The organism is Candidatus Methanodesulfokora washburnensis (assembly GCF_003947435.1).
GTDB classification, from domain to species: Archaea; Korarchaeota; Korarchaeia; order Korarchaeales; family Korarchaeaceae; genus Methanodesulfokora; species Methanodesulfokora washburnensis.
The window spans coordinates 1-24,721 of sequence record NZ_RCOS01000083.1; the positions used below are offsets into that span (position 1 = coordinate 1).

Consider the following 24,721-nt stretch of genomic DNA (forward strand, 5'->3'; position numbering starts at 1 on the left):
GGAGAATATCCAAGAAGACTGGCTGAAGCGAAAAAGATGCCAAAAGATATAGCCGAAGAGATAGAGAAGCTTGCTGGACTGAGGAACATACTTGTGCACCGCTATCTGAAAGTCAGGAGGGAGATGCTTTATGATGCAGCAAAAAACACCGTTAATGAAATAATTAATAGGTTTATGGAATGGGTCAAGGAGATAGATCCCTGAGAGTAGCATTTATGAAGATAAGAGCTTATAGCGCACTATGAACAGGGCTGAGGTGAAAGCGTTCGGCTTTAAAGTATTTTAGATATCTTTGTTGCTTCAAAAAGACAATTTTAATATTAGTTCTTTTACTCTTGTTCTATGCTTGTTCACCAAGTCCTATTGCAGCAAACTTCACCCTACGGCAAAAGACCTCTGGATCGTATATCCTCCTTCCATCTATCACTACAGGATCTCTCATGTTATTTACAAAGTCCTCAGGTCTTAGCTTCTTGAACTCATCCCACTCGGTCACAATTATGGCGCAATCAGCGTTCCTGATACAATCAATGGGAGAGGAGGCATATAGAACTCTATTGCCGAATATACGCCTTGCATTTTCCATAGCTGCTGGGTCATACACTGTCACTTTAGCATTAAGCTTGAGGAGCTCCTCAACAACCCTTATGGAGACTGCATCCCTCATGTCATCCGTGTTTGGCTTGAATGAAAGCCCTAAAACGGCGACTTTCTTTCCTTTCAGCTCTCCTGCAAGTTTCATGGCGAGCTCAACTGCTTTACCAGCCTGCTCATCGTTTACCTCCTTAACGCTATTTAAAAGCTTTGGATTATAGCCCAACTCCTCCGAGAACCTTATAAGAGCCCTCAGATCCTTGGGAAAACAGCTTCCACCGAATCCCAACCCTGCTCTCAGGAAAAGAGGACCTATTCTCTTATCAAGGCCTATGCCCTTTGCAATTACCTCCACATCAGCTCCTCTAACTCTCTGGGCTATGTTCGCTATCTCATTTATGAAGCTCACTTTCATTGCAAGAAATGCATTGCTTGCATATTTTATAAATTCTGCATTTACTAAATTTGTCCTCAATATAGTTACTCTTTCCCCGTAAAACCTTCTCCATAACTCCTCGAGAAGATCCCCCGATCTCTCATCAATGCTCCCTATCACCACCCTATCGGGGTTGAAGATGTCCTCAACCGCATTTCCTTCCCTTAGAAACTCAGGACTCATGCAGATCCCAAAATCTCTTCCTGCAGATTTTCCTGATTCCTCCTCTATTATCTTCGATACTCTTTCTGTGGTTCCAGGAGGGACAGTGCTCCTCACCACAACCAGATGGTATCTCTTCTCCCTCAGATCCCTGCCTATCATCCTCGCTGCAGACTCAATATAGGAGAGATCAGCTGAGCCATCCTGCCTTGAGGGAGTTCCAACTGTTATAAATGTGATATCTGCGTTGAGAACAGCTTCTTTATGGTCGCTTGTCGGGATGAAGTTCCCCTCAGATCTTTTAAAAAGGTCTTGAAGGCCTGGCTCATATATGTACAGCTTCCCTTTTCTCAGGCTATCTATCTTACTCTCATCGACATCATAGCCATACACCCTAAATCCCCTTGAGGAGAAAGCTAAGGCTGTAACAAGGCCCACATAACCGAGGCCGAAGAAGGATATCACTTAAATCCCCCCTTTTTCCTGAACCACTCTATTGTGAGGGCTAATCCATCCCTGAGAGTGACAGATGGCCTCCATCCCAGATTTTTTGCCCTGGATATATCCGGTTTCCTCCTTCTCGGGTCATCCTCCCTTGCCGGAAGGAATATTATGCTCGAGCTCGAGGATGTCAGCTCCTTTATTAGATTAGCAAGCTCTATTATGGATATCTCCTCCTCCCCTCCCAGGTTAACAACTTCTCCCTTGCAGTCAGAGAGCAAGAGCTTCAGCAGCCCTTTCACCATGTCTGATACATAACAGAAGCTTCTCGTCTGCCTTCCATCTCCATGAACAGTTATGGGCTCATTTCTCAATGCCTGTATGATGAACCTCGGTATCACCCTCGCATATCTCGCACTTAGATCCATCCTTGGGCCATACGTGTTGAAGATTCGTGCAATCCTCACATCGACACCATATTCCCTCAGATAGGACATGCATAGCGCTTCACCAAACCTCTTTGACTCATCATAACAGCTTCTGGGGCCTATTGGATTGACCCTTCCCCAGTAGTGCTCGGGAGTAGGTATGAGGTCAGCATCACCATATACTTCGGATGTGGACATGTAGAGGAGGACTGAATCAGATTTTCTGGCGCTCTCAAGGCAGTTTAAAAGACCGATGCTGTTGGGGAGCATTGTCTCAACGGGTCTTCTCATGTAGTCATCGGGGGATGGAATGCTCGCACCGTGAACTATGTAGTCGAATCCCTCTGGACAGCTTTTGCAGACATCCTCCTTCAGGAAGGAGAAATTCTCCTTTCCCATTAAATGTGCTATGTTCTCAATGCTTCCTGTTGAGAGGTTATCGAGGCATGTGACATGAGCTCCCATCTCAACCAATGCCTCACAGAGCCAGCTTCCGAGGAAGCCAGCCCCGCCTGTCACGAGAACTCTTTTTCCCCTCATCCTCTCGCCACCTCATATGAGGACTTTATCGCATCCCAGTATGTCTCAGGAGTCCCTATATCTAGCCTGATCTCATCATCCCTGAGGAGGACGAACTCCACCTTCCTTCCCCTTTCTATCAGCTTCTGTATCCCATCCGTGAGCTGTATCTCCCCTCCAACTCCGGGTTCCAAGGTCTCAAGGATATCCATTATCTCCTGATTGAATACATAGAAGGGCATTATAGCGAGATTTGATATGGGCTTCTCAGGCTTCTCCACCACCTTTAAGACCCTGCTTTCCTCAACAAGGGCAACTCCATACTGCCTAGGGTCCTCAACCCTCTGGAGAAGGAGGACTGCATCAGAGCTCTTCTCGGCCATCCTCTTTAAAAAGTCATTCGAGATTATATAAGTGTCGCCGGCACAGACAAGGAATCTTTCGTTTTTTACAAAGGGTCTGGCCATCAGGACAGCATGACCAAATCCCATTGGCTCCGGCTGATTTACCCACATTATATTCGATTTTTCAACCATTCTGTAGAAGTTGGAGAGCTCAGATGCTATCCTTTCCTTTCCCTTCTCATTCATCCTCTTTATGAAACTCCAATCGGGGGTGAAGTGGTCCTCTATAGCCCTCTTCCCCCTTCCCACAACGAAGCAGAACTCCCTTATGCCGAAGCAGTAGAGCTGCTCGAAGACAGCTTGAAGGAGGGGCTTTAAAACGATTCCATTCTGTCCTCTCACATAGATCGGAAGCATCTCCTTCGGAAGCTCCTTGCTCATTGGGAGAAGCCTGGTTCCGAGGCCAGCTGCTGTTATCACAGCCTTCCTTATCACATCGCACTGCTGTATGGAATCTTTAAAAATATTTTTGCCATCCTGATGGCCTTCTTCTTAAATTCTCAAGTAAGCGAAAGATTTTTATATTTTGCCTCTATATCTCCCTAAGCTGAAGCAAAACAAAAAAGGAAAAGCTAAGGCGATAAAAATGACCCCTCCAAGATCTGAATGTCCTGCCTCCTCCAAGCTTTACGGCTTGATGGGGAGCCAGGGCATATCAGATGGAGGGGTGAATGACGGGGCCATTTGGCCCCTCTTTTCAGCTTTGCACGCTGAACGCCGCACACTGAACTTTGGGGAGAGAGACCTGCTCTTTTCTGTCAGGGGGCGCATAAGGGGGGTGAGAGGATCTGTCTGTTCAATTACTTGTGCGCTGAGCTCTGGCAGGAAAGACAGGTCTTGATGATCCCGAAGTGCCTACAAACCCTTATAGTGATAGAAGGCTATCTTGAGGCTTTTCCAGAAAAAGTGAAAAGCCTTAGCTCTAAATTAGAAGAGTTAGCAGGCATACCGGTAGATGCCTCACTGCTGGCTGGGCGAGCGTGATGCGTCGACTAAAAGAATAAGTTTTAATATAGAGGATTGACTAAATTGGTGTGGGATACATATGACGGTTGAAGTCGATATAAGGGAGATTAAGGAGATCCTCTCTGCATTGAACAGCAAGATAGACACGTTGATTGAAAATAGGGAGACCTTATCGCTGATGATGCTAGCTGAGAGATCCCTCAAGGAGTTCCTAGAAAAGGAACCAGACATCTACTCGATTAGTGATATTAAGGTTAGATACCAGTGAAGGGAAAGATAGTTCTCGTTCCGTTTCCATTTACGGACTTGACTACAGCGAAATTAAGGCCTGCTCTGGTTTTGTTTGAAGGAGAAAGAGATGTCGTGGTAGCATTCATCTCTTCAAGAGTACCTCAAAGTCCTATGCCAACAGATATTATAGTTGACAGGGAGCATCCTGAGTTTGAATTAACAGGGCTTAAAGTCGCATCAGTGATAAAGCTTGACAAAGTTGCCACTATATCGAAAGACCTAATACTGGGAGAGATAGGGGAAATAGGCAACAAGCTTAAGGAAGAGATAAATGCGAAGTTATCGAAAGCCTACAAGTTCGAGAATTAGAATTAGGCAAAGCAGGCTTTAAGGTTGCCCATCAGAGGTCATATCTGACAGATGGAAAGCACAAGCTCAGCAGAAAACAATTCCGGTTATCCCGAACCTCGCTTGAGAAAAAGAGAACATTCAGATCGATCTGAGGTGATCTTCTCCCTTGCAGGTCTCTGAGAGAATATCAATAATAATGCCTGAGTACAATGTGGGAAAAGAAGTAAACACTGTTCTGAGGGATGTAAAAAGGGCTGTGGAGCGGATAACCAGAAATTATGAGATAATACTGGTCGATGATGGATCTCCGGATCCCCCTGAAATTGAGCTTGATGGGGTGAAGGTGATAAGGCATGAGGCGAACATGGGGAAGGGGGAGGCGATAAAAACAGGAGTGAAATATGCAACTGGGAAATATGCTGTGATAATGGATGCAGATGGCGATGTGGATCCAGCTGGCATTGAGCTGTACTTAAGGGCGCTGAGGAAATGCGATTTGATAGTGGGATCGAAGAGGCATCCCTCGTCAATCTATCAGGCGCCTCTCATGAGAAAGGTGGCATCCATCGGGTTCAACATGATTGTGAGGCTTTTAACCGGGATAAGGGTTGGGGATACCCAGACAGGGTTCAAGGCATTTAAGACCGAGCAGCTGAGGAGGATAATGAGGGCAGCTGTGGTCAAGAGGTACACGTGGGATGTTGAGGTCCTCCTGATGGCAAAGATACTTGGGCTAAGGGTGGCGGAGGCGCCTGTTGTGATAAGGCAGAACTCGAGGTTCAGCCTGAGGATGGCCTTGAGCATGTTAATTGAGCTTCTAAAGGGTTATGAAGGGGAACCTAAGCGGGAATGAGATGAGACCTGAGCTTTCTTTAGTTATACCAGCATATAATGAGGAGAAAAGGATTACTACCAGAATTCAAAACTTAATTAAGTACTTTGATAGAGCATTAGGAGAATATGAACTGTTAGTAATTGCTGATGGCTGTACGGACAAAACGCCTGATGCAGTTTCCGAGTACACGAATAATAATCCTAGGGTTAGACTATTCGTCTTTCCAGAGAGGCTTGGAAAGGGAGGAGCGATAATCGAGGGTTTTAAGCTAGCTAAAGGAGATGCCATAGTTATTGCGGATGCTGACGACTCAGTACCACCTGAGGAGATACTCAAGCTGGTTAGAGAAGCTGAGGATCAGGATGTGGTGATCGGATCAAGATATACAAGGGACTCAAAGCTGCCAATGAGAGAGCCCTTCCTTAGATATTTCCTAGGAAGATCCTTTAATGCACTAACAAAGCTAATGTTCTGGAGGCTGAGAGGAATTGCTGACACACAGTGCGGTGCCAAGGTTGTGAAAAGATATGTTGCAGATAAGATCCTAGGGGATTTGTTCATAACGGGATTTGCCATAGATGTGAACCTGATATACTCGGCTATGAGAAGGGGTTTTAAAGTTAAAGAGGTAGGAATAACCTACACGCACATAGAGCATGAGAGCAAAGTCTCTAAAGCGCTTGCCAAACTTGTGCTAGGTATGTTTTTCTCCCTTATAAAGCTTAGACTGTATTACAGCAGATTTAGGCCTGTTCTAGATACAAAAACTATGAGGAAGATTTCAAGTTTCCTATGGAACTTGACAAAGGCATAAAAGATTGATCGCAGAGGAAAAGAGCTTGGATCTTCTCATAGTAAATCACAGAGACATTTATCATCCTCAAGCTGGAGGAGCTGAGGTTGTTCTCTATGAGGTGGGGAGGAGGTTAGCAAAGAGGGCTAATGTGACATGGCTCGCCGAGTCTGTACAGGGAAGGAGATCAGAGGAGTTTATAGATGGTATAAAGGTGAAGAGGAGGGGAAATAAATATACTCTCCATTTCCACTCGTTGATCGAAGCTAGGAATCATGAGATTGTTGTGGACAGCGTGGCACACGCAGCACCATTTTTCTCCTATAAGGTGAACAGAAATACAGTAGCAGTAGTCCATCATGTCCATCAGGATGTTCTAAAGTTCGAGGTGGATCCCCTGCAAGCTATGGTACTGAGGGCGCTAGAAAAAAGGATAAAGAATTACGATAGAATAATAGCCGTTTCCAACACAACTAAGAGGGACTTAGTGAAGCTTGGGATAAATGAGGAGAAAATTCATGTCATTTACAATGGAGTCGATCATGAAAAGTATAAACCGGGCGAGAAATCAGAGAAACCAATGATCCTTTGGATAGGTAGGATGAAGAAGTATAAGAACCCCTTTGACTCCTTGAGGATCTACAAAAGGCTGGCTAAGAAGGCGGAAATGGTCATAGCTGGAGGTGGAGATCTTGCCAAAGAATTCGCTAGAATGTCTGAAAAAATGGGGGCGAAGTACTTAGGCAGGGTTACGGAGGAGGAAAAGGTTAAGCTCTATCAGAGAGCATGGGTAGTTCTCTCCACCTCTTACATAGAGGGATGGGGGATGACTGTAGTTGAGGCCAACTCCTGCGGGACTCCTGTTGTTGCCTATGCCACTGGCTCTATGCCAGAAATTATACGGGAGGGAGTGAATGGGTTTCTAGTTCCATATAAGGATTATGATTATGCTGCAAAAGTGATAGATGCGATTTTGGAAGAGGACACTATAGCAGAGCTTTCGAAGAAGAGTTTAGAGGAATCGATGAAGTACAGCTGGGAAAAAACGGCCGATAAGTACATGAGGTATCTAAGTAAGTTCTAAAATTTTGATTAAGACAAAAGACTGAAGTGATGAAAGTTCTTTTACTTGGCTCTCACATGCATTACAACTTAGAGCACTATGTTTTCATGAACTTAGTTAAGCTTGGCCATGAGGTCGAGTTTTACGGCTATAAGAAGAAGCTGAGTAGATTCGCAGATCCAATTAGAATGGCAATAACAAGATCTAAGCTTGTAAGAGATGTAGCGAACTTGTTCTGGCTAAACAAGATAAACGATGAAATAAAAAGAGTTGCTGAGGCATTTTACCCAGACCTAGTGCTATCAATAAAGGGTGAGGCAGTAAAGCCTGAGACCATCGAGTGGATTAAGGATAAGTTGGGAGCAAAAACAGCTCTCTGGTATCCAGATGATCCAAGATTTTTCAATAGCTTAGTAAAGTACATAGCACCAAGCTATGATCATGTATTTACAGCTTCTGAGAAGGCTATCAGTATGTATAAGGAGATCGGATGCGAAAAAGTCCACTTTTTGCCCTTTGCATGCGAGCCGACTGTTCATAAGAAATTGAGTTCATCCGGCAAAAGGAGTATATCAAATAATTTGGATGTTGTTTTTGTTGGAACTTACACTCAAAGGAGGAGTGGGTTGATCAAGGCTTTAGAGGAAGCTGGAATAAAGGTAGAAGTTTATGGGCCTTACTGGAGGTATTTTAAAGGAAGCAATAATGTTCATGATGGCGTTTACGGGCCTGAAATGGTCAAGGTATTTAACTCGGCGGAAGTAGTTCTTAACATTCACATGAAAGACGATTTGCCCTACAAGGTTAATATGAGAACTTTTGAGGCAGCTGGATGCGGATCTTTCCTGCTTACCGACAAGTCTTACGGGTTAGAGAAGATGTTTATATGCGGCAGTGAACTTGCATGCTATGAGGATGAAAATGAGCTTATAGAGCTGGCGAAGTATTATTTAGAACATAAAGATGAGCGGACTAAAATAGGCGGAAGAGGAAAAGAGAGAGCTTACAGAGAACACACATACGAGGAAAGAGTAAAGAGGCTACTTAATGTTATTGGAGAGCTTTAGTAAAAAGCTCATAAGAGAGATGCATAAGCATCAAATTAAGATACGAGGACTATCTCGATAAACAGCTCAGTCTAATGAGATCAATAATCTTGGCTAAGCCTGGAGCTAAAAAGTAGAAAAACTCTTAAAAAGTTATTTTGGAGGTATGATCGATGAATAGCTCATTTCGGGAATATTCGAGGAAGCATGTACATTTTTATGATGAAGAAGTTTCTCCAATTCTTGAATATGGTCTAGCCTTAACTTTAAAAAGTGTCGAAAAACCAAATATAGTTGATTTGGGTTGTGGTGACGGCAGGATTATTTTTGCTTTACATAAGAAGGGAGTTCTAAGAAATGTTGGTGAGATTGTAGGCGTAGATATTTCTAAGGCAAGAGTAGAACGACTCAAAAGCAATTTACCGTTTGTGAGAGGCATAGTTTCAGATGCTTTGAACGTTAAGGAGTTGCCGAGTCACTCTTTTGATTTTGTTATTTGTTCGCAGCTGATTGAACATGTCAAAGATGATGATGCACTGGTTCTAGAGATTGGGCGCCTTTTAAAAAAAAGGAGGAATAGTTTATCTATCTTCTGTAGTTAAGAAACGTTACGGTGTGTACTTCTATTTTAAGAATGGCTCATTCAAACTTGATCCCACGCATGTTAGAGAGTATTCGTCTGCTGACGAGCTTATAGATTTAATTGTGAGCAGGGGTTTTGAAATTATATATGTTAAAACCTATCAAGTTATGTTTCCACTTCTGGATATGATCATAAGACTGCTTATCAGATTCGGACTTATAGAGCCTATTCCAGACTTCTTTCAGAGGCATAGAGTTCTTGGCAAAATTAGACATATTAAGGTACCAATTGTCGGTTACAGGATCATAGAGGTTTTGGCGAGGAAAATTGAGTGAACCTCTAGTCTCTGTTATGCATGCGCGGCGCATTATCAGATCGCCAGATATTCTTCAGCTGGATTAGGATTTCTGATGGGTAAGATGAGAAAATGAATATTCATCAACTATCTAAAAATACTATTAAGACAGGCTACGAAAATGCAGCTGAAGACTATGACGCGTATAGGCTACCGTGGATTAAAGGTCCTTTAATCATTCTTGAAGGTGAAATTCTTCGCAGATTTGTAAAAGGTGAGTCCATCTTAGAGGTAGGGTGTGGTACAGGAAGAATTGCTCGCTATTTTGTGGATGATAAAGAATATTTTGGCATTGACATCTCTCATTCGATGGTTCGCTGTGCCAGAAGAAAATATAATCATAATCCTCATTTAATTTTATCAGATGCGGAGATGATGTGCTTTAGGGAGGGAACCTTTGAGAGCCTCTTTTTGACCAAAGTTTTCAAATTTCTTAATCCCTCAAGTTTTCTGGAAGAAGCCAAAAGAATTCTAAAGAAAAATGGTAGGCTTTTACTCATAGTTCAAGTCAGAGATTCAGCTGCATTACGCTTAGCACAAGCACTTAATCTTTTTGTAAAAAAACAAGAAAAGCGCTACTATACACAGGAACTGATCAAAATGCTAAAAAAAGCGGGCTTTAAGCCTATAATAACAGTACCTGTGGCGAATGTTGTACTTGGATTTTATCTATTTATATGGTATTTATTTTATCCTATTTCCCCTTTGAGAAGAATAATGTCACTACTAACAACTAATTCCCGCTTTATCAGATTAATCGTGAATTTGGACAAGATAGTACGGTCAAAATTCCTAGTATTAATTGTTAGTTTGCGCTGAATGGGATTATGAAGCACTAAAAATTGCACACAAGATAGGTCATAGCATCAAAAAGAATAAACCATTATATGCGGATAAATCTTTATTATTCTCCAGAAATCGTTGGAAAAATATCACTTAGCAAGGGAGCTTAGTACGGTGAAAGTTGCCATTCTTTTAGCTCATGAAAGTACTCCATTTGCAGGAGTAGTCAGGCCTTTTATTAACTGGGCTCGTGAATTAAAGAAGAGAAATCACGATATAGAATTCCTCTTGGTTGATGTTGGAGGGAAAATTACTGAGCATCTACTAGAATCGGATTTCCAGTTTTATAATTTTAGCAATTTAAAAAATTTACTACATTTTTGTAATGAGAATCATTATGAGATCATTTTCACAGATGATTATATAAAGAGGTTAAAAATTTTGGATAAAATCGATGGAAATTCTAAAAAAGCGGTTTATTGCCAAGTTCTTTATGGAATTCATGCCATTTCTGCAATTCATAAATCCCCTTCGCTTAAAGAAAAGCTGGTGTTTTCAATTGTTGGATTTGCACCGTTTTCAATATTTAGGAGAAGATATACAAAATTCCTTAAGAAGGCAGATATCGTGATCGCTAACAGCAAAATAACAGCAATGCTCCTATGCATCCTTTATGGAATCGAACCTGATGAAATCGTCTATCCCCCACTAGATACAGGTGTTTTCAAACCCCGAAGCACAGAAAAGAAGAGGCAAGTCTTGCTTTATTTAGGATCTCATGCCGGTGATACTGATGAAAACTTTGTAGCGGAGGTTTGTAAAGTCCTTAAAGCTAAAAATTTCAAAATTCTGGTTTTTGGAAATGCTGTTCTCAAAGAAAAACTTCAGAAGAAGTTTGAAATTCATTCGATTTCTGGAGTTTCTGATGAAGAGCTGTCGAATATATACTCACAGTCGAAGCTTACGGTATGCCCACAAAAGTGGGAGCAATTTGGATACGTAGCAGTAGAGTCAATGGCATGTGGAACACCAGTGCTGGGATTCGGCTACATGGGTCTTGCGGAATCCATAATTAATGGGAAAACAGGCTGGCTGGCAAAAAACAAACGAGAGTTCTTAGAGATATTAAATTTCGTTTTGGGGAATGGGGAAATACAGATGGATCAGGATTTTATAAGGCAATATATTGAAGAAAATTTTTCGGTTAATGCATCGATTGAGAGGTTGAAAGGAATTTTGCTGAAAGGATAAGACAATCAAAAATGTTATATATAAAATTCATTCTATTAAATAATGTAAAGATTGTAGATTTCTTGCCGAGCAACCAAGCATATCTTGATTAAAAATCATGCCTTAAAACTGCGATAGAACTATTGCGCCAACTTTTATTCATGTGCATACTTTTCATAAGACTGTTGGCATTCAAATGAAGAAAGTTAGCGTTTTGAAGAAGTCTCTTAGAGCTGGGATCACGGCAGTGCTTGATGTTCGTGGCACTGATTTCTATAGTAAAGCATCCTATCTCTCCGATCTTTTGTTAGGAGTCATGCTTAGGAGGTTAGGTGCTAAAAATTTGCTTCCTGGGCATCTAATCTTTAGAGATATCTGCGTGAAGGCGAAGTATTTAGAAGATAGCATCTTCTGCATTCCAGCTAAGTCAGATGCCTTACTTTGTGTTATGCCTTATTATGAAACATTGACTTTTAAGATAGTGAAATCTTTGCTCAAACCTGGAGATGTAGCCATAGACGTTGGTGCCCACATAGGTGTATACACAATTCCTATGGCTAAAATCGTCGGTTCAAAAGGGGTCATCGTTGCCATTGAGCCAAGTCCCATCAGAAAATACTTATATAAAAACATTGAGCTGAATGATGTCAGGAACGTCGTTGTTTCCGAAAAGGCTGCATACTCCACCCAACGGCGTTTAGAACTTTATTTCGATCTGACGCATTGCGGAATAAGCTCTATCATGGGCAATTGGGCAAACAAATTTGTGAAGAGTAAACCATAAGGGTTGAGGTTGAGGCTGATACTCTAGATAACATCGTGCTCAGCAAGATTCCATCATTAAAACACGTAAAGTTGCTCAAGGTGGATGTTGAAGGGGCGGAGGTTGAAGTGCTGAAGGGATCAACAAATATCCTGAAGTTGACAGATTATGTTATATTTGAGGCAAGTAAGCAAACAATAGAGAATTGCCTAGAAATACTACCGGGATTTGATGTGAAGTTTATAGAGAGGAGTGGGCCAGAAACAAATAATTTCATTGCCATCAAGAGGAATTAGCATTAACCTCAATCTACTAATCTACTCTGCTCTCAATTTGGCCTACGGTGGAGGTTTCGAGAGGTGGGTTAGTGAGGTAGCTCCTAGGCTTGCTGATAAAGGTCATAATGTTACCGTTGTAACTACTCATGCAGGAGATAAGAAGAATGAATCAACAAAACTAACGTTAGTCGGTAGGGGCATTAAGATCATAGAACTGGATAATTACACTAAACCTTTTACCATTCCAAGGATTAAGGAAATTACTCGTTTACTGAAAATTATAAGAGAGCATAATATTCTCTACTTTAATAATGCATTTGCAGGGAATGAATTACTCATGAGGCTTGCGAAAATGCGGACAAGGATAGTTGCTGGATATCATGGCATGTTTCCTAATGTGGGTAGTCACGTTAGGAAAATCTATTACATCACTATTAATAGAGCGGTCAGCTCCTCCTTCAGTGCCCATCATGTAGTGAACAGGCACAGAGAAAAATTGCTTATGTCATATGGATATCGTAACGTTTACTACATTCCCTGCGGTGTTGATACTTCAAAATTCTATCCTAGCAAAAAGGAAGAGAAATTTACGATCCTTTTTGTCGGTAGGCTTACTTATCAAAAAGGATTCGATATTTTTGCGAAAGTAGTTGAGTTCTTGAACGAGTACTATGGAAGAAATTTTCACTTTATTATAGTAGGAGAAGGTCCTATGTCAAATATCGCTCGGAGGCTTAAGATTAAATATGAAAACGTACAATGGAGTGGTTACACTGCAGATAAAGAACTAATTAAGCTCTATCAGCAGGCTCATGTTTTGTTAGCTCCTTCAAGGTTCGAAGAATTTCTGCTCACATCTATTGAGGCACAAGCGTGTGGTACGCCCGTAATAGCCTCAGACATACCTGGCCCTAGAGATAACGTGGTTAACAGGCGAACAGGCTTCCTCATAAAGCCATCCGTAGAAGACTTCGTCAAATATGTTCTCCTCTTTAAGAGGATATGGGAGAGTTCTAGGGAAGTCTACTACGAATATTCGAAGAATGCAAGGAAGAATGCTTTGAAGTATAATTGGAGCATAATTGTAGATATGTTGGAAAAGATGCTGATCGAGGTCTCTAGACTTTGAAGGTTCTTATGGCCCCAGCACAGGTGTTGCTGAGCTCGAGGACTGGAACCGAACCAACTTGGGCATACAACATAGTAGCGAGGTTGGTGAGGCGCTTCACTGTTCAACTAGATGTCGTGTGCGGCAAGGCCGATGACCTGACCCTGCCAAGTTGCGTAAGAGTCTTCGAGGTGGGCTTTGACAAAGGAGACCTCATGAACAGGGCTTTATTCTACTTTAGATGCTATGGCATGGCCAAGAGGTTATACGAGGACGCAGACGTGGTGCATCATATGTCCCCCTTCGGCTTTAGAGCTGGCCTCAACCCGTTGGCGGTCCTCAGGCATCTAAGGGAGAAGCCCTTCATAATCGGGCCAATACAATATCCTCAAGAATACTCAGACGTCACGGATTACGAGTTGGTCTCCGGCAGGAGGGGCTTAAGAGCGAGGTTATTTTACGGCTTAGAGAGTGTAGCAGCAAAGTCGATCTCACAATTAATTGGCGTCCTCCACGAGCTCACGCTGAGGGAGGCCGAGGCATTGGTTTTCGACTCGAAGAAGGCCTTGAGGCTCTACAATAGCCTATACTCCGATCTTTTGAAGGACAAAATGCTTGAAGTCATACCTCCTGGAGTTGAGATAGAGGTCTTCAAGTACGTCCCACCCATTAAGAAAGATTATTTTGAAATCATGACGGCAGGCTACCTCTTGAGAAGGAAGGGGATCCAGCATCTCATAGAGGCCATGCCGCTCATATTAAAGGAGATCAAAAACGTTAGGTTGAGAATAGTGGGAGACGGACCCTTTAAGAATGAGCTGATGAGGCTGGTTAAAAAGCTGTCATTGAACGACAGAGTTCATTTTGAGGGGTTAGTTCCAAGAAATGAGATGGCAAAGTATTACGCGAATTGCGATATTTATGTTCAGCCATCATTGAGCGAGACCTTCCCATCAACCATCAGGGAGGCCATGAGCGTGGGCAGGCCAGTGATCGCCACTAAGGTGGGCTTCGTAGAGGAGCATATTATTAACGGCGTGAACGGCTTCCTAGTTCTAAGGGGAGATATTGAGGAAATGGCAAACAAGGTTCTCTTATTGCTCGGTGATGAGAATTTAAGACTAGAGATGGGCGCTAGAGCCAGAGAATATGCTGAGAGAAACTTCAATTGGGACAAGATAGTGGCAATGTGGTACGGCGTATACTCTAAGCTAGCGGGGCATTGAGATGGCCTATCTCTATTCGAGGTTCATAGTCCCTATATTTGAAGGCTTCCTATGCAGTGGGAAGTTAGTGCTCGACGTGGGTTGCGGTAAGGGTGGCCTCGGTGCAATCGTAAAGACCGTCCCCGAGAAGGACTTGAATCCTTCGATTATTGGCTTAGACCTCGAACTTGGCATGCTAAAGAGAGCCAAGCTACTCTACGACGATGTAGTGCTGGCCTCCGCGGACTATTTACCCTTTAGAGATAAGGCCTTTGACGCCGTTTTCAGCATAGAAGTCATAGAGCATTTGAATGAAAGACAAGGACATAAACATGTGATAGAAATTGAGCATGTCTCTAAAGGTTTAGTTGTAATAACTACACCATCACATTTCTTTCCACAGGACAAAATTCAGGGTTCTTCTAGGACCAGAGAGTTGATGAGGCACAAGTCCTATTGGAGCGCCAAGTATTTTAAAAAGCGGGGTTATGTCGTTCAAGGTCTGTACCCGGTCAGAGAATGGATACCTCCGCTTTTGGCTAGGAAGTTCCCTTATCTGTCTTGCTCGATATTGGCATACAGAGTTATTTAATTATCACATCTTTACATCGATGAAAGAGGTGTCTGAATGTCGCTAAACTCTATTAAATTAAAGCAGGGTTTTTTGGATATTTTCTTGGGAGTTGCGATATCAGTTTTAGTAACCTTTGCCTTGCTTATCCCAATCATTCTTTCTAGCGGTATCCCATTTTACGGAGATGAGACCTATTACTATATTAACTTTAAATCATTCTACTTTAATCTCTTCAATCAACTTTTCTGGTGGGTTTCAGCACGGGGTTCAGTTCCTCCTCTTACCATTTTCTCTTACTCCATCCCCCTAGCATTGCTTGTTGGCTTGTTGGGACAAGAGCTCGCCGTAAAGATATTCATTTTAGCTGTTGCTTCGCTTCCTGGAGTATCAGCATATTTTGCACTGAAGATATTGGCTAAGGAGTGGTCGCTTTTCAACGACGAGGGGAAAGCAAGGTTATTCGCCTTAAGCGGAGCCCTCTTTATGTTGTTTTCCTTTACTAATTGCGGTTTGATTGGAGCAGGAACAGCACCTGCTTGGGCCCTAATCATGCTGCCCATTTCCTTTGCCTTCCTAGTCAAATATCTCAGGAGTAGCTCGATCAAGCATTTGCTCTTATTGGGGCTATGCTCGCTTTTCGCTATCGCCAATCCGTTCTGGATATATCTGATTGTTATTATGGGTCTACTTTATCTTGTAGTTGAAATTGCGTTTGCTTACCATGATAGATTGATCTTTTTTAAACGCTCAATAGTAGTTACTCTAACAATTTTTGCCCTTAATGCATTCTGGCTCGTACCAACTGCTATTGGGTATTTACTGGGTGCTGGAGGATTTTTCCAAATCTATACTAAAGAGCAACTCATTAGCATTGGAAATTTACGCTTCCTCAGCCACTGGAATCTGCTGGATGTCCTGATGGTCGGAGAGCATTCATATTACTTCTTCTGGCTTCATCCACAGAACTATGGCCCCTTAAACGCTATAATACCTGCATTAGCTGCAGCATCTATTCTGATCTTCCGCAAAAACAAGTATGTTCTTCTTATGACACTAACCCTAGTGATAGGAATATTTCTTACAAAGGGCATATGGGAGCCTGGAGGTTGCTTATATTATTTAATAGCCAACAATCTACCGTACGGAGCTGGGGCTATTTTAAGGAATCCGCCCAAGTTTATGCCGTTAGTGGTCTTTTCCTATGCATTTCTTATCGGGCTTATCATAGCTAAATTCTATGAAGAGCTAAGCTCCTTAAGCATCAAAAGATATCATTCTCTTTATAGTTGTTCTAAACTAATAATAACAGGAGGCATTATCCTGCTGGTTTTATCGCCAATAACCTACGGCACTATCCTAGATCTTCAGGGTTACACCTGGCCGAGGTACAAGCCAACATACATACCTAGCGTTTATGATAACATCAACGACTGGCTTTCTAAGCAGGAAGGAGATTTCAAGGTTATGTGGATCCCGTGCGGCGGGGCTTATATATGGAAGCCTTATATCATAACTGCTTTTCCAGATCTTTACTCATCAAAGCCAGCCGTAAGCTTCACCAAAATATACCCTGAGCCCCTAAAATCCACGGATAACATTGGAAAATTGCTTAAAGTGTTAGGCGTAAGGTATGTGCTCTATCATGGGGATTCGCTCGACTATCCTAATGAGGAGATCCTACAGAATTTGCTGAGACAGAAGGATCTAAAAGTTATTTATAAGCTTAATTATACTTACATATATGAAAATGCTTCAGAAAAGACAGTTCCGTTCATTATATTTGAAAATAAAGAGTATAAAGGGCCCATCTATCTAGATTTTCCAGCCGAAAATAGTTTGAATTCACTAAACGCACTTAACCTCTCAGAAAAGGAGATAAGAACAGCCCATATATTGAGTTATAGGCAGGTTAGTCCCGTCGAATGGGAGGTTGATGTTAATGCCTCAGCCCCATTCCTTATAGTTTTTACCGAACCCTATGATAGGCTTTGGAGGGCCTATATAGGCAACGAGGAAGTGAAATCGGTATCATTTGATACAGTTAATAGCTTTGTAATAGCCAAGACAGGAATTATACATATAAGAATTTATTATATACTACAAACTTATTATACTTTAGGTTTGCTCATTTCGCTCGTAAGTTTTATATTTCTTACATTTTTATGGATCTATAGGGCAAGACATTCTTCCTTTACGTTGCCATAGCCCTTTTCCTGTTAGTATCATAGCTTCAGGTGTTCTTGGGGCTTGATAATGGCCATCTTATCCATCAGAAACCTTCCCAAGATCCGTTATAAAATCTTTTTATAAAAATAACTAATTACTTCTGATAGCTAGATGAAAAAGAAAATTATCTTTATTACTATTTTGCTTTTTGTAATCGTTGCAGCGTTAGTTTCTGCGATTGAGATTAGATACGAACCTGATATTTTGATATTATCTCAAAATATATATCCTAAGAATGCAGAATGGGGAGCAATTTTCGGCTTGGCAACGGACGAAGAAGGAAAGGTGGTCGGCTCGTATGTAAGCGATTACATGAATGGAGGTATCTTCACATTCGATTTCAAAAAGAGAATGCTACTATGGATTAAAAATCAAACAGCTCTCACTCCGCTCAATGCAGTAGGTGGATGGAACACTGCTTTTATAGATGGAAAATTTTTCATACCTATGTATACTGGTGGTGGGCCGGCTGCTTTAAGCATAGTAAACGATGATTCCGTGGAAATTAAGCTAATACCTCCCCCGCTTGTTGTCATTAACAATTCGAGGGAAATTTTTAATTATTTTGATAATACTAGTGGATTTGCTCTCTCAAGGTTTGAGCTAGACACGTCAAAATCCAGTTACTATATCCATATAATTTTTTATAATAACCTCCAAGTTTTACTTGGATGCAACGGAAGCCGAAGTAGCATTGTTGTAAATGCTAGCGAGGGTGATCTAGTTATACATACTTTGAATTCAGTAATTACATTTCATTTTAATACCTCTAAAGGTATTTCTCATAAATTATTTATATGCCTTTATAAAGACTATATGAAAGTGGGTGTTGACAGATATCCTGTCGACTGGTTCGAAGTGAACACTTCCTCTAGGGGCAAAATTGGGTTTGCCGGCAATCTTGTAAGTTTAATAGTTGGAAAATATCTAGAAGAGGAGGGATTTAGTATTATAAAATATAAAAATAGATTATTGTTTGGTACTTGGAGTGCATTATGGATTAGCGATGATGGAGGAGTGACATGGAAAGAGCTATGGATCAATGGAGAATCACAGGGCAGCCCGATTCGCTCGATGTTCTTGTACCAAGATGCCGTATTCTTTGGATCTAAGGGTCAAGGTATGAGAAATGCTCTATGGAAATATTATAATAATAAAATTGAGAATGTGACCGGAGAACTATCGAGTGATTATACTTACCAGATATATACAATGGTGGAAAATGAAAATAAACTTTTATTCGCTGGAATGCCAAATCTGCACGGAAGATGTGTTATAGGCATTTATGATTACAGGGACGGAAGTTTAAAAGTATTCTACGAGCTTCCTGAAAACAGGTCCTTTTACGTGAGTACACTCTATAAGTATAGAGGTATTATATTGGTGCTCGCCTCATCTTCAAATAAAAGCGTAATAATAGGGCTAGATCATGAGGGAAAAGAACTTTTTAAAAAATATTTTCCAAATTTAACATTTACGACCTCTCCCACTTTTGCATTTTATAATGGAAGTCCTATTATTGGATTGAATACTTATATCAATGGAGGGCAAAATGGCTCCTATGTAGCGATGGTTATAATAAGATCATTTCTATCGTTTAACATTGGGCATGCTTTAAGAAATATGCTCATACCTGTTGTTTTATTCTTACTAATGTGGATTAAGAGCAAAGGCTCAAGGGGATATTTGACAAAATAATAGATTTTATTTATTAGATTTTGTTGAAATCGATGCTCTGAGCATCGATTCAGGTATATGCAAGTATCTAGAGTCTGCTGAATTCTGCTACCACATCTGTCCACTTAAGACCCAGATCTCCACTTTACAGCCCAAAATAACGAGGAAATATATCTAAAAAGAACTTTTTTAACAGCAATATGTCGACAGCTGAAAACTTGGGTAGAACAGCTTTTAGTGCTGAGAACGTTGCATCAGGCACCGTATGGCTAACCGGGATGCAGGCCTCAAACTATGTAATAGGGCTTTTGTTCTACTTTTTCATAGCCAGGTTGCTCTCCAAGGAGGAAGTAGGCCTTCTCTCAATTCTGATGGCCATTATATCCATTTATAATATAACGACAATGCTTGCGCTGAACAACGCAGCGATAAAGTTCATCTCTGAGTTCGCAGGAAAAGGAGATCTGGAGAAGGCATCTTCCATATCAGCGGGAATTCTTAGAATCCTTCTCCTAGTTAACACAGCTTCTCTCTCAGCTTCAATTGCTTTTTCAGGGTATATAGCATCTATCACTCACTTAGATGTTCAGAGTGTTATAATGGCCCTTTTAACAGCCTTTCTTCTGGATCTAACATCCTATTACGGCGGTGTTATGTTTGGCCTCGGCATGTTCAAGCATGTGTCAGCCCAAAACATCATTTTCTACTGGGTTAGCAGGCTCTCCTCAATTCTCCTCTGCCTTCCAATCAGGGTTCAGGGTATAGCAGCAGGCTTCCTCCTTGGGGCATTTATCTGCCTTCTGTTCTCAATATTTTCCGTAAGAGGAAGGCTTCCAAGGGCAAGGGGGAATTTCACATGGGAAATATTCGAGTTCAGCTTTCCTCTCTACCTGAACAACATGATCTCACTGGTTCAGGGATGGCTTGATGTCCTCTTTCTGAGCGCTATGGCTGGATCAGCTCAGGCTGGACAGTACTACCTCGCCTTAATAGGTTCATCCGCTCTCTCCATACTATGGTCTCCCCTCTGCTCAGCCTTATTTCCAGCTTTCTCCTCCTCATCTGAGGCTGTTGAGAGAAAGGCATCTTTATCAATTGGTATAATGACCTTCATCGTCCTGCCTGTTTGTCTGTCAGCAGCTGCTGTCTCGGGAACTCTTCTATCGATAGCCTATGGTGAGGCATACAACAGGGCATCTTCTCTCCTCTCCCTTTTCTGCATCTTCTCAGTTCTATCTGCCTATTCCTCCCTTTACAGCGTGGTTTTGCAGGCCTTGAAAGAGACAAAGCCGATATTCTCAGCTGGAGCTGCATCAACTGCGTCTTATGCAATCCTTCTTCCCCTTCTAACTCCGGCTTTTGGCCCCATTGGGGCAGCTCTTTGCAGGGTTATCCTCATAACGGTGAACTTCCTCGTCCTTCAGCTCTTTATCCTGAGGATAAACGTAAAGGTGAGGACAGCACAGCTCCTTAAGATCCTGTTGATTTCCCTCCTCATCTCTTCTTTCCTCTTTCTCATCGAAAACCTGAGCTTTCCCATGATAATTAAGGGAACAGCTGAGCTCCTTTCATTCTTGGTTCTCTTTCTCATAATGACAAGGATAGTGAAACCCCTTAGCAAAGAGGAAACTGAGCTTCTGGCCAGAGCAGCTAAAAAACCTATAATCTCCAAGCTGATAAGAAAGTTTTTAAGTTAAAGCAAACAGGATACCTGATGCACAGAATTGTGAACAGGGCTAGGAAAGCTGCGTCCTTTCTCCTGCGATACTTCTCCGAGAATCCAGGAGCTATATTTATTATACTGTTTCAAATATCCTTAATAATGGCTGCCTATTATCTAGTTCTGGGAAAGGAGGGCTTGGCCAACAATGTCGCCATATATGCGTACTACTTCTTGGTTCTGGGCGTCATGTTCTATGTGATGCCGACGAAGCTTGCTGGAACATCTTTGTTCCTCGCCTGCATCTTCTCAATCCCCCTTTTCTTCATTCTCAACAGGGATGAGATAATCTACCCATCCTTCATCCTGTCAGTTGCCATCATATTCACGGTATCCAGCTCCCTTTTCTCTGAGGGGAGGTCAAGGAGGATTTGTTTCGGAAGGATATCGAAATTTCTGCCTCTTATTCCCTATATCCTTGTGATATTATCCCCTCTGATCCTCCTCGTTGAAAGCCCATCTCTTGCATTTCTAAGGCCCCCTCTTCTTCTCCTTGTCTTCACAGTTCTGATAGGGACTGTTCTCCTCTCAAGCCCGTTCTCGATGAAAAATATGGCATTGGCATCGGGCCTCGGGATATCCCTCTCCTCAGCTCTTTCCCTCATAGCTTTAGCTCTCAGCATCCCAGTCTCCTTATCAATCTCGGTTATCTACGCCTTTATCTCCTCTCTATCCCTTCTGAGAAGGTTGAAATCAATTAAAAGCGAAAGCTCAGCTGAAATAGATTACAGGACTGTTGCTGCCCTTATCTTTGTTCTCCTCTTCTTCCTTCTGGGCCTTTTTGAGGTGACAAAACCCCTTCTGCTCTCAAGATCCCCAATGCTCGATGACTACATCTATTCCAAGCTGTTAAAAAGGAAGATAATGGGTTCAGAGCTGGGAGATAGACTGGGCACCTCCCTTTTCCTCTCAGCAATTTATGACGGCCTGAGGATAACGGGCTTTGAGGGGTCACAGCCAATAGTATCCCTTTTGCTCTTCCTCATCTCCATTTTATCTGCCCTCTCCCTCTCAAGACTCTTTTTAGATAAAAAAACATCAATTATTTTTGTCATATTTCTCTTTCTATTCTCCGGAAGTTTCTGGCTTAAAGCGCTCCAGAGCACTGTTTATGGGACAAATATAAGCAGAGTTCTTCCCCTTCTACCAACCTCCTCCTACGACATGCTGAGCCTCTCATCTCAGACCTTTCTCGGCTCTTCCTCAAACCTCATCCTGATTATCCTCATCTCCTCCTTCATCATCTCGTTAAAAAGCTCGGGAAAGGGGCAGCTTTTCCTCCTCTCTTTCTGCCTCTCCCTTTCCTCCCCTCTCGCTCTCCTCTTAATTTTAATTGCAATATTACTTTCTGGTATTATTGAGGAAAAGAAAAATATGAGGAGCATTGCCCTTGGCATCTTGGCATCGCTTCCGCCTATAATTCTGTCAAATCTCTCCTCGATATCAGTTTATGCTGTTGTCGCCCTGTGCTTAATCATATGTTTCGGGAGAAGGCTTGACATTAAGCTTCCCTCAATATCGAGAAGGGCAGCATTTTACACCACATACATCCTCATCTCCCTCTTCTTCATCTCTCTTCTGGCATGGCTCAGCTATCCATGGGGCTCGGAAAGCAGGATAACCCCGATGTTCAGCCTTCTCTTCATAACCGAGCTTCCTGGCATGCTGGGATATCTGGCCCTTTTCTCCCTCTTCTTCTTCCTCTCAGGGGAGGAGAGAGGAGAGGGCTACAGGATCTTCCTGAGCCTGTTTTTGCTCTCATTCCTGTCCCTCTATGTGCTCAGCTACCTGAATTTATGTGTTTACAATACTCAGCTGAGCCTCCAGCATGCGGTTGACGTGCTCTGCATCTCCCTGGCTTTTCTTGCCTCCTCGGGCTTGGTAAAGGCTATATCGATATTAAAATCTTTCAAATTCTCAAAATATTTACTTATACTACTTATTTGTTTTGTCTTCATGTACGGTCTCAGCTCCTACGCTGTGGTGATGAACTCAGGAGCTGATGCATCGAAGCAGAGGATAACTAAGCAGGAGATGGAGGCTATAAACTTCCTAGATAGCTACTTCAGCTCGAACAAAAATGCCGTTTTAATAACATCTGAGGGCGCATGGGAGGCCCTTGCATCAGCCCCTCCGGACTACCTGAGGGAGGGATTTCTTTTATTCCGTTCCTCAAGGGGGGAGCTTATAGACATCCTTCTATCTCAGGGGGATAAAAGCATCCTGATATACATGAGAAAGGGCCCTGACCTCAATAGCTTCTTCTACAGAAACTATCTCAGCTCTCTAAAGCCCCTATTTGAGGACAACGAATCCGTCATATATGAGGTTCCCTCAAGCGGGATATCTCCGATTAGCAAAAACGTGCTGATACTTCCATCGGAGAAGGGGATGGGAAATTACACAGGCCTTCTTGGCCTCATTAGGGGGCTGAAAACGAGTTTTACAACAGTTTTGGATGTTAACGCAGATTTCTCAGCCAAAAAGAACTTCTTCCTCCTTTACGATCCTCCGATCTCAGCTCTGTTCTCCCCATCCCTTGGCCCCTTTGTCCACAACTGCATGGACTTCATCTCAAGAGGTGGAAATCTCACGGTCTTCAACACAAATGGATACAACCTCTTCACTCACAGAGTTCTTCAGCCAGAGGAGAGGAAGGTGAAGGTAAAGAGGTTCGTAGGAAGCAGAAACATATCGATTCCCGAGACGGAGGTGGATCTCCTCCTTCCCCCATCCGAAGCCACGGTGATCAGCTATCTTGAGGGCGATGGGGTCAAAGTCCCGTTTGTTGTGAGGATGAAAATAGGGAATGGGACTCTCACAGTGGTGAATGTTCACAGTCTGATTGATAAGAAACTTCCGCTCGATGAGTTCATCGGGCTGAGCAATATATTCCCGAAGGAGGAGGTGAGATATGTTTACAGCGGATCTAGTGCTGCATTTGCGGGTGCAAAAATCCAGGGAAAGGCTGTTTTGTCCTCAGATTCCGTTATTTCCGGAGTTATATCCATGCCAAGACCTCCAACAGTAGTTATACGGAATATCACAGTTTCCCTTCCCGGAATTCCAGTTAACGTATTCCTGAACGGACAGAGGATCAATGTCACGAATGTGAGTGCCATAAGGATAAAGAAGATGGAGAGAATATCTTTGGAGGCCTCAACAGCAGCCATAATGAAGGAGGGCAACGGATTCAGCCAGAAGTTCTCAGTTGAAGGAGCGATATGGATAAAATTCCCGGGATACTCGGAGATACTGCTGGAACCTCAGAACAGATCCTTCAATGGAAGCGATATAGCCCTGAACTTTGTTGCTCCAAGCGGGTTTGTAGTTCAGCTCTTACAGCCCAAAGTGAGTGCATCAGGAAATATCACATTCTCATCCTTTTACTCATTTGACAGAAATCTTCCTCTGTTTATGTCGTCAAATGGTACAGATCTGTCCCTGGAGGGCAACATCGACTTCGAGATAATTGCCTCCGGTGACTACAAATTGATCAGGATAACAGGGTTAAGAGCAGAGAACAGAAAGCTCAACTTAGTTGATGACGGGATAATGCTGCCATACATCATATTTTGGATTATAGCAGTAGCCCCGCTCCTCCTCTTCTCCATCTTGATCAGGGAGGCCGGAAGGGAGGATGTTCCATAAAACTCGCAGATCGGGAAGCCTCATAGATGTATTCATCATAGCCATTCTCTCCCTAATTCCGGTGAGGTCAACCCTAAACGGGGGGCTAATCGAGGTTCAGGACTTTGGCTTCCCCCTTCAAATAACCCATCCATCCACTGCTTTCTACGGCTGGTGCCACAGGTGCCTCACAGGCCTGAACAACATGCTCCTCTCATTCAACTGGCTTCCCTATCACTCCCTCCTCTTCCTCCTCAACTCGCTTTTAGTTCCGGTATGGGTTTTGAACAGGCTTGTGATAATAGCCTCCTTCTTCTTCC

25 protein-coding genes are annotated in these 24,721 nt (G+C 42.5%); 22 read left to right on the top strand and 3 right to left on the bottom strand.

Features of this window, described 5'->3' with window-relative positions; all coding sequences use genetic code 11:
• Window positions 1-204 (top strand): HepT-like ribonuclease domain-containing protein (locus D6D85_RS06920; RefSeq protein WP_125671342.1); only part of this gene is annotated, 204 nt, incomplete at its 5' end.
• A gap of 136 nt (window positions 205-340) precedes the next feature.
• Here D6D85_RS06920 and D6D85_RS06925 read toward each other — a convergent pair.
• Genes D6D85_RS06925 through D6D85_RS06935 form a run of 3 tightly spaced genes read right to left on the bottom strand, consistent with a single transcriptional unit; the run spans window position 341 to window position 3,419 of the window.
• Window positions 341-1,657 (bottom strand): UDP-glucose dehydrogenase family protein, encoded by a 1,317-nt coding sequence (locus tag D6D85_RS06925; protein WP_125671343.1) that lies wholly within the window; start codon window positions 1,655-1,657, stop codon window positions 341-343.
• Window positions 1,654-2,601 (bottom strand): UDP-glucuronic acid decarboxylase family protein, encoded by a 948-nt coding sequence (locus D6D85_RS06930; protein ID WP_125671344.1) that lies wholly within the window; start codon window positions 2,599-2,601, stop codon window positions 1,654-1,656. The genes D6D85_RS06925 and D6D85_RS06930 overlap by 4 nt, the downstream gene beginning before the upstream one ends.
• Window positions 2,598-3,419 carry a UTP--glucose-1-phosphate uridylyltransferase gene (locus D6D85_RS06935; protein ID WP_125671345.1) on the bottom strand — a complete coding sequence of 274 codons (822 nt, stop codon included), beginning with the start codon at window positions 3,417-3,419 and terminating at the stop codon, window positions 2,598-2,600. The genes D6D85_RS06930 and D6D85_RS06935 overlap by 4 nt, the downstream gene beginning before the upstream one ends.
• A gap of 91 nt (window positions 3,420-3,510) precedes the next feature.
• Here D6D85_RS06935 and D6D85_RS06940 point away from each other — a divergent pair, with 91 nt between their 5' ends.
• The 21 genes from D6D85_RS06940 to D6D85_RS07040 form a co-directional block, all read left to right on the top strand.
• The gene (locus D6D85_RS06940) at window positions 3,511-3,825 is read left to right on the top strand and encodes a hypothetical protein (RefSeq protein WP_125671346.1); all 315 of its coding nucleotides are present in this window, start codon (window positions 3,511-3,513) and stop codon (window positions 3,823-3,825) included.
• Between the two features lie 204 nt (window positions 3,826-4,029).
• Window positions 4,030-4,218 (top strand): hypothetical protein, encoded by a 189-nt coding sequence (locus D6D85_RS06945; RefSeq protein ID WP_125671347.1) that lies wholly within the window; start codon window positions 4,030-4,032, stop codon window positions 4,216-4,218.
• A complete protein-coding gene (locus D6D85_RS06950; protein WP_125671348.1) occupies window positions 4,215-4,550 on the top strand; it encodes a type II toxin-antitoxin system PemK/MazF family toxin in 336 nt (111 codons plus the stop codon). Before D6D85_RS06945 ends, D6D85_RS06950 begins: the two co-directional genes overlap by 4 nt.
• Window positions 4,551-4,698: 148 nt before the next feature.
• A complete protein-coding gene (locus D6D85_RS06955; RefSeq protein WP_125671349.1) occupies window positions 4,699-5,385 on the top strand; it encodes a glycosyltransferase family 2 protein in 687 nt (228 codons plus the stop codon).
• A gap of 1 nt (window position 5,386) precedes the next feature.
• Window positions 5,387-6,181, top strand: a complete 795-nt coding sequence (locus D6D85_RS06960; RefSeq protein WP_161969735.1) for a glycosyltransferase — start codon at window positions 5,387-5,389, stop codon at window positions 6,179-6,181.
• Between the two features lie 25 nt (window positions 6,182-6,206).
• The gene (locus tag D6D85_RS06965; protein WP_125671351.1) at window positions 6,207-7,244 is read left to right on the top strand and encodes a glycosyltransferase family 4 protein; all 1,038 of its coding nucleotides are present in this window, start codon (window positions 6,207-6,209) and stop codon (window positions 7,242-7,244) included.
• A 29-nt stretch (window positions 7,245-7,273) separates the two neighbouring features.
• On the top strand, window positions 7,274-8,290 hold the full coding sequence (locus D6D85_RS06970) for a CgeB family protein (protein ID WP_125671352.1): 1,017 nt from the start codon (window positions 7,274-7,276) through the stop codon (window positions 8,288-8,290).
• A 152-nt stretch (window positions 8,291-8,442) separates the two neighbouring features.
• Window positions 8,443-8,871, top strand: coding sequence for a class I SAM-dependent methyltransferase (locus tag D6D85_RS06975; RefSeq protein WP_125671353.1), 429 nt, complete (start codon window positions 8,443-8,445; stop codon window positions 8,869-8,871).
• A 13-nt stretch (window positions 8,872-8,884) separates the two neighbouring features.
• A complete protein-coding gene (locus D6D85_RS06980) occupies window positions 8,885-9,187 on the top strand; it encodes a hypothetical protein (RefSeq protein WP_125671354.1) in 303 nt (100 codons plus the stop codon).
• 92 nt (window positions 9,188-9,279) lie between these two features.
• Window positions 9,280-10,026 carry a class I SAM-dependent methyltransferase gene (locus tag D6D85_RS06985; RefSeq protein WP_125671355.1) on the top strand — a complete coding sequence of 249 codons (747 nt, stop codon included), beginning with the start codon at window positions 9,280-9,282 and terminating at the stop codon, window positions 10,024-10,026.
• A 102-nt stretch (window positions 10,027-10,128) separates the two neighbouring features.
• Window positions 10,129-11,241, top strand: a complete 1,113-nt coding sequence (locus tag D6D85_RS06990) for a glycosyltransferase family 4 protein (protein ID WP_125671356.1) — start codon at window positions 10,129-10,131, stop codon at window positions 11,239-11,241.
• A gap of 175 nt (window positions 11,242-11,416) precedes the next feature.
• Complete coding sequence (locus tag D6D85_RS17005) at window positions 11,417-12,004, top strand: FkbM family methyltransferase (protein ID WP_125671357.1); 588 nt, start codon at window positions 11,417-11,419, stop codon at window positions 12,002-12,004.
• Window positions 12,001-12,279, top strand: a complete 279-nt coding sequence (locus D6D85_RS17010; protein ID WP_125671358.1) for an FkbM family methyltransferase — start codon at window positions 12,001-12,003, stop codon at window positions 12,277-12,279. Before D6D85_RS17005 ends, D6D85_RS17010 begins: the two co-directional genes overlap by 4 nt.
• Window positions 12,260-13,390: a glycosyltransferase family 4 protein gene (locus D6D85_RS07005; RefSeq protein WP_161969737.1), complete on the top strand. Its 1,131-nt coding sequence runs from the start codon at window positions 12,260-12,262 to the stop codon at window positions 13,388-13,390. Before D6D85_RS17010 ends, D6D85_RS07005 begins: the two co-directional genes overlap by 20 nt.
• Window positions 13,387-14,595, top strand: coding sequence for a glycosyltransferase (locus D6D85_RS07010; protein WP_125671360.1), 1,209 nt, complete (start codon window positions 13,387-13,389; stop codon window positions 14,593-14,595). The genes D6D85_RS07005 and D6D85_RS07010 overlap by 4 nt, the downstream gene beginning before the upstream one ends.
• Before the next feature lies 1 nt (window position 14,596).
• Window positions 14,597-15,166 carry a class I SAM-dependent methyltransferase gene (locus tag D6D85_RS07015; protein WP_125671361.1) on the top strand — a complete coding sequence of 190 codons (570 nt, stop codon included), beginning with the start codon at window positions 14,597-14,599 and terminating at the stop codon, window positions 15,164-15,166.
• A gap of 84 nt (window positions 15,167-15,250) precedes the next feature.
• A complete protein-coding gene (locus tag D6D85_RS07020; RefSeq protein WP_125671362.1) occupies window positions 15,251-17,353 on the top strand; it encodes a hypothetical protein in 2,103 nt (700 codons plus the stop codon).
• 132 nt (window positions 17,354-17,485) lie between these two features.
• Complete coding sequence (locus tag D6D85_RS07025) at window positions 17,486-19,072, top strand: hypothetical protein (protein ID WP_125671363.1); 1,587 nt, start codon at window positions 17,486-17,488, stop codon at window positions 19,070-19,072.
• 179 nt (window positions 19,073-19,251) lie between these two features.
• Complete coding sequence (locus D6D85_RS07030; protein ID WP_125671364.1) at window positions 19,252-20,748, top strand: oligosaccharide flippase family protein; 1,497 nt, start codon at window positions 19,252-19,254, stop codon at window positions 20,746-20,748.
• 17 nt (window positions 20,749-20,765) lie between these two features.
• Complete coding sequence (locus D6D85_RS07035) at window positions 20,766-24,422, top strand: hypothetical protein (RefSeq protein ID WP_125671365.1); 3,657 nt, start codon at window positions 20,766-20,768, stop codon at window positions 24,420-24,422.
• Window positions 24,412-24,721: hypothetical protein (locus D6D85_RS07040; protein WP_133308296.1), on the top strand; the 310-nt coding region annotated here is incomplete at its 3' end. The genes D6D85_RS07035 and D6D85_RS07040, both read left to right, overlap by 11 nt.

Excerpts from the sequence above, each read along its gene's own strand:
- D6D85_RS06930 (WP_125671344.1), bottom strand. The coding sequence starts at position 2,601 with ATGAGGGGAAAAAGAGTTCTCGTGACAGGCGGGGCTGGCTTCCTCGGA.
- D6D85_RS06945 (WP_125671347.1), top strand. The coding sequence starts at position 4,030 with ATGACGGTTGAAGTCGATATAAGGGAGATTAAGGAGATCCTCTCTGCA.
- D6D85_RS06960 (WP_161969735.1), top strand. The coding sequence starts at position 5,387 with ATGAGACCTGAGCTTTCTTTAGTTATACCAGCATATAATGAGGAGAAA.
- D6D85_RS06970 (WP_125671352.1), top strand. The coding sequence starts at position 7,274 with ATGAAAGTTCTTTTACTTGGCTCTCACATGCATTACAACTTAGAGCAC.
- D6D85_RS06975 (WP_125671353.1), top strand. The coding sequence starts at position 8,443 with ATGAATAGCTCATTTCGGGAATATTCGAGGAAGCATGTACATTTTTAT.
- D6D85_RS06985 (WP_125671355.1), top strand. The coding sequence starts at position 9,280 with ATGAATATTCATCAACTATCTAAAAATACTATTAAGACAGGCTACGAA.
- D6D85_RS17005 (WP_125671357.1), top strand. The coding sequence starts at position 11,417 with ATGAAGAAAGTTAGCGTTTTGAAGAAGTCTCTTAGAGCTGGGATCACG.
- D6D85_RS07015 (WP_125671361.1), top strand. The coding sequence starts at position 14,597 with ATGGCCTATCTCTATTCGAGGTTCATAGTCCCTATATTTGAAGGCTTC.
- D6D85_RS07025 (WP_125671363.1), top strand. The coding sequence starts at position 17,486 with ATGAAAAAGAAAATTATCTTTATTACTATTTTGCTTTTTGTAATCGTT.
- D6D85_RS07030 (WP_125671364.1), top strand. The coding sequence starts at position 19,252 with ATGTCGACAGCTGAAAACTTGGGTAGAACAGCTTTTAGTGCTGAGAAC.
- D6D85_RS07035 (WP_125671365.1), top strand. The coding sequence starts at position 20,766 with ATGCACAGAATTGTGAACAGGGCTAGGAAAGCTGCGTCCTTTCTCCTG.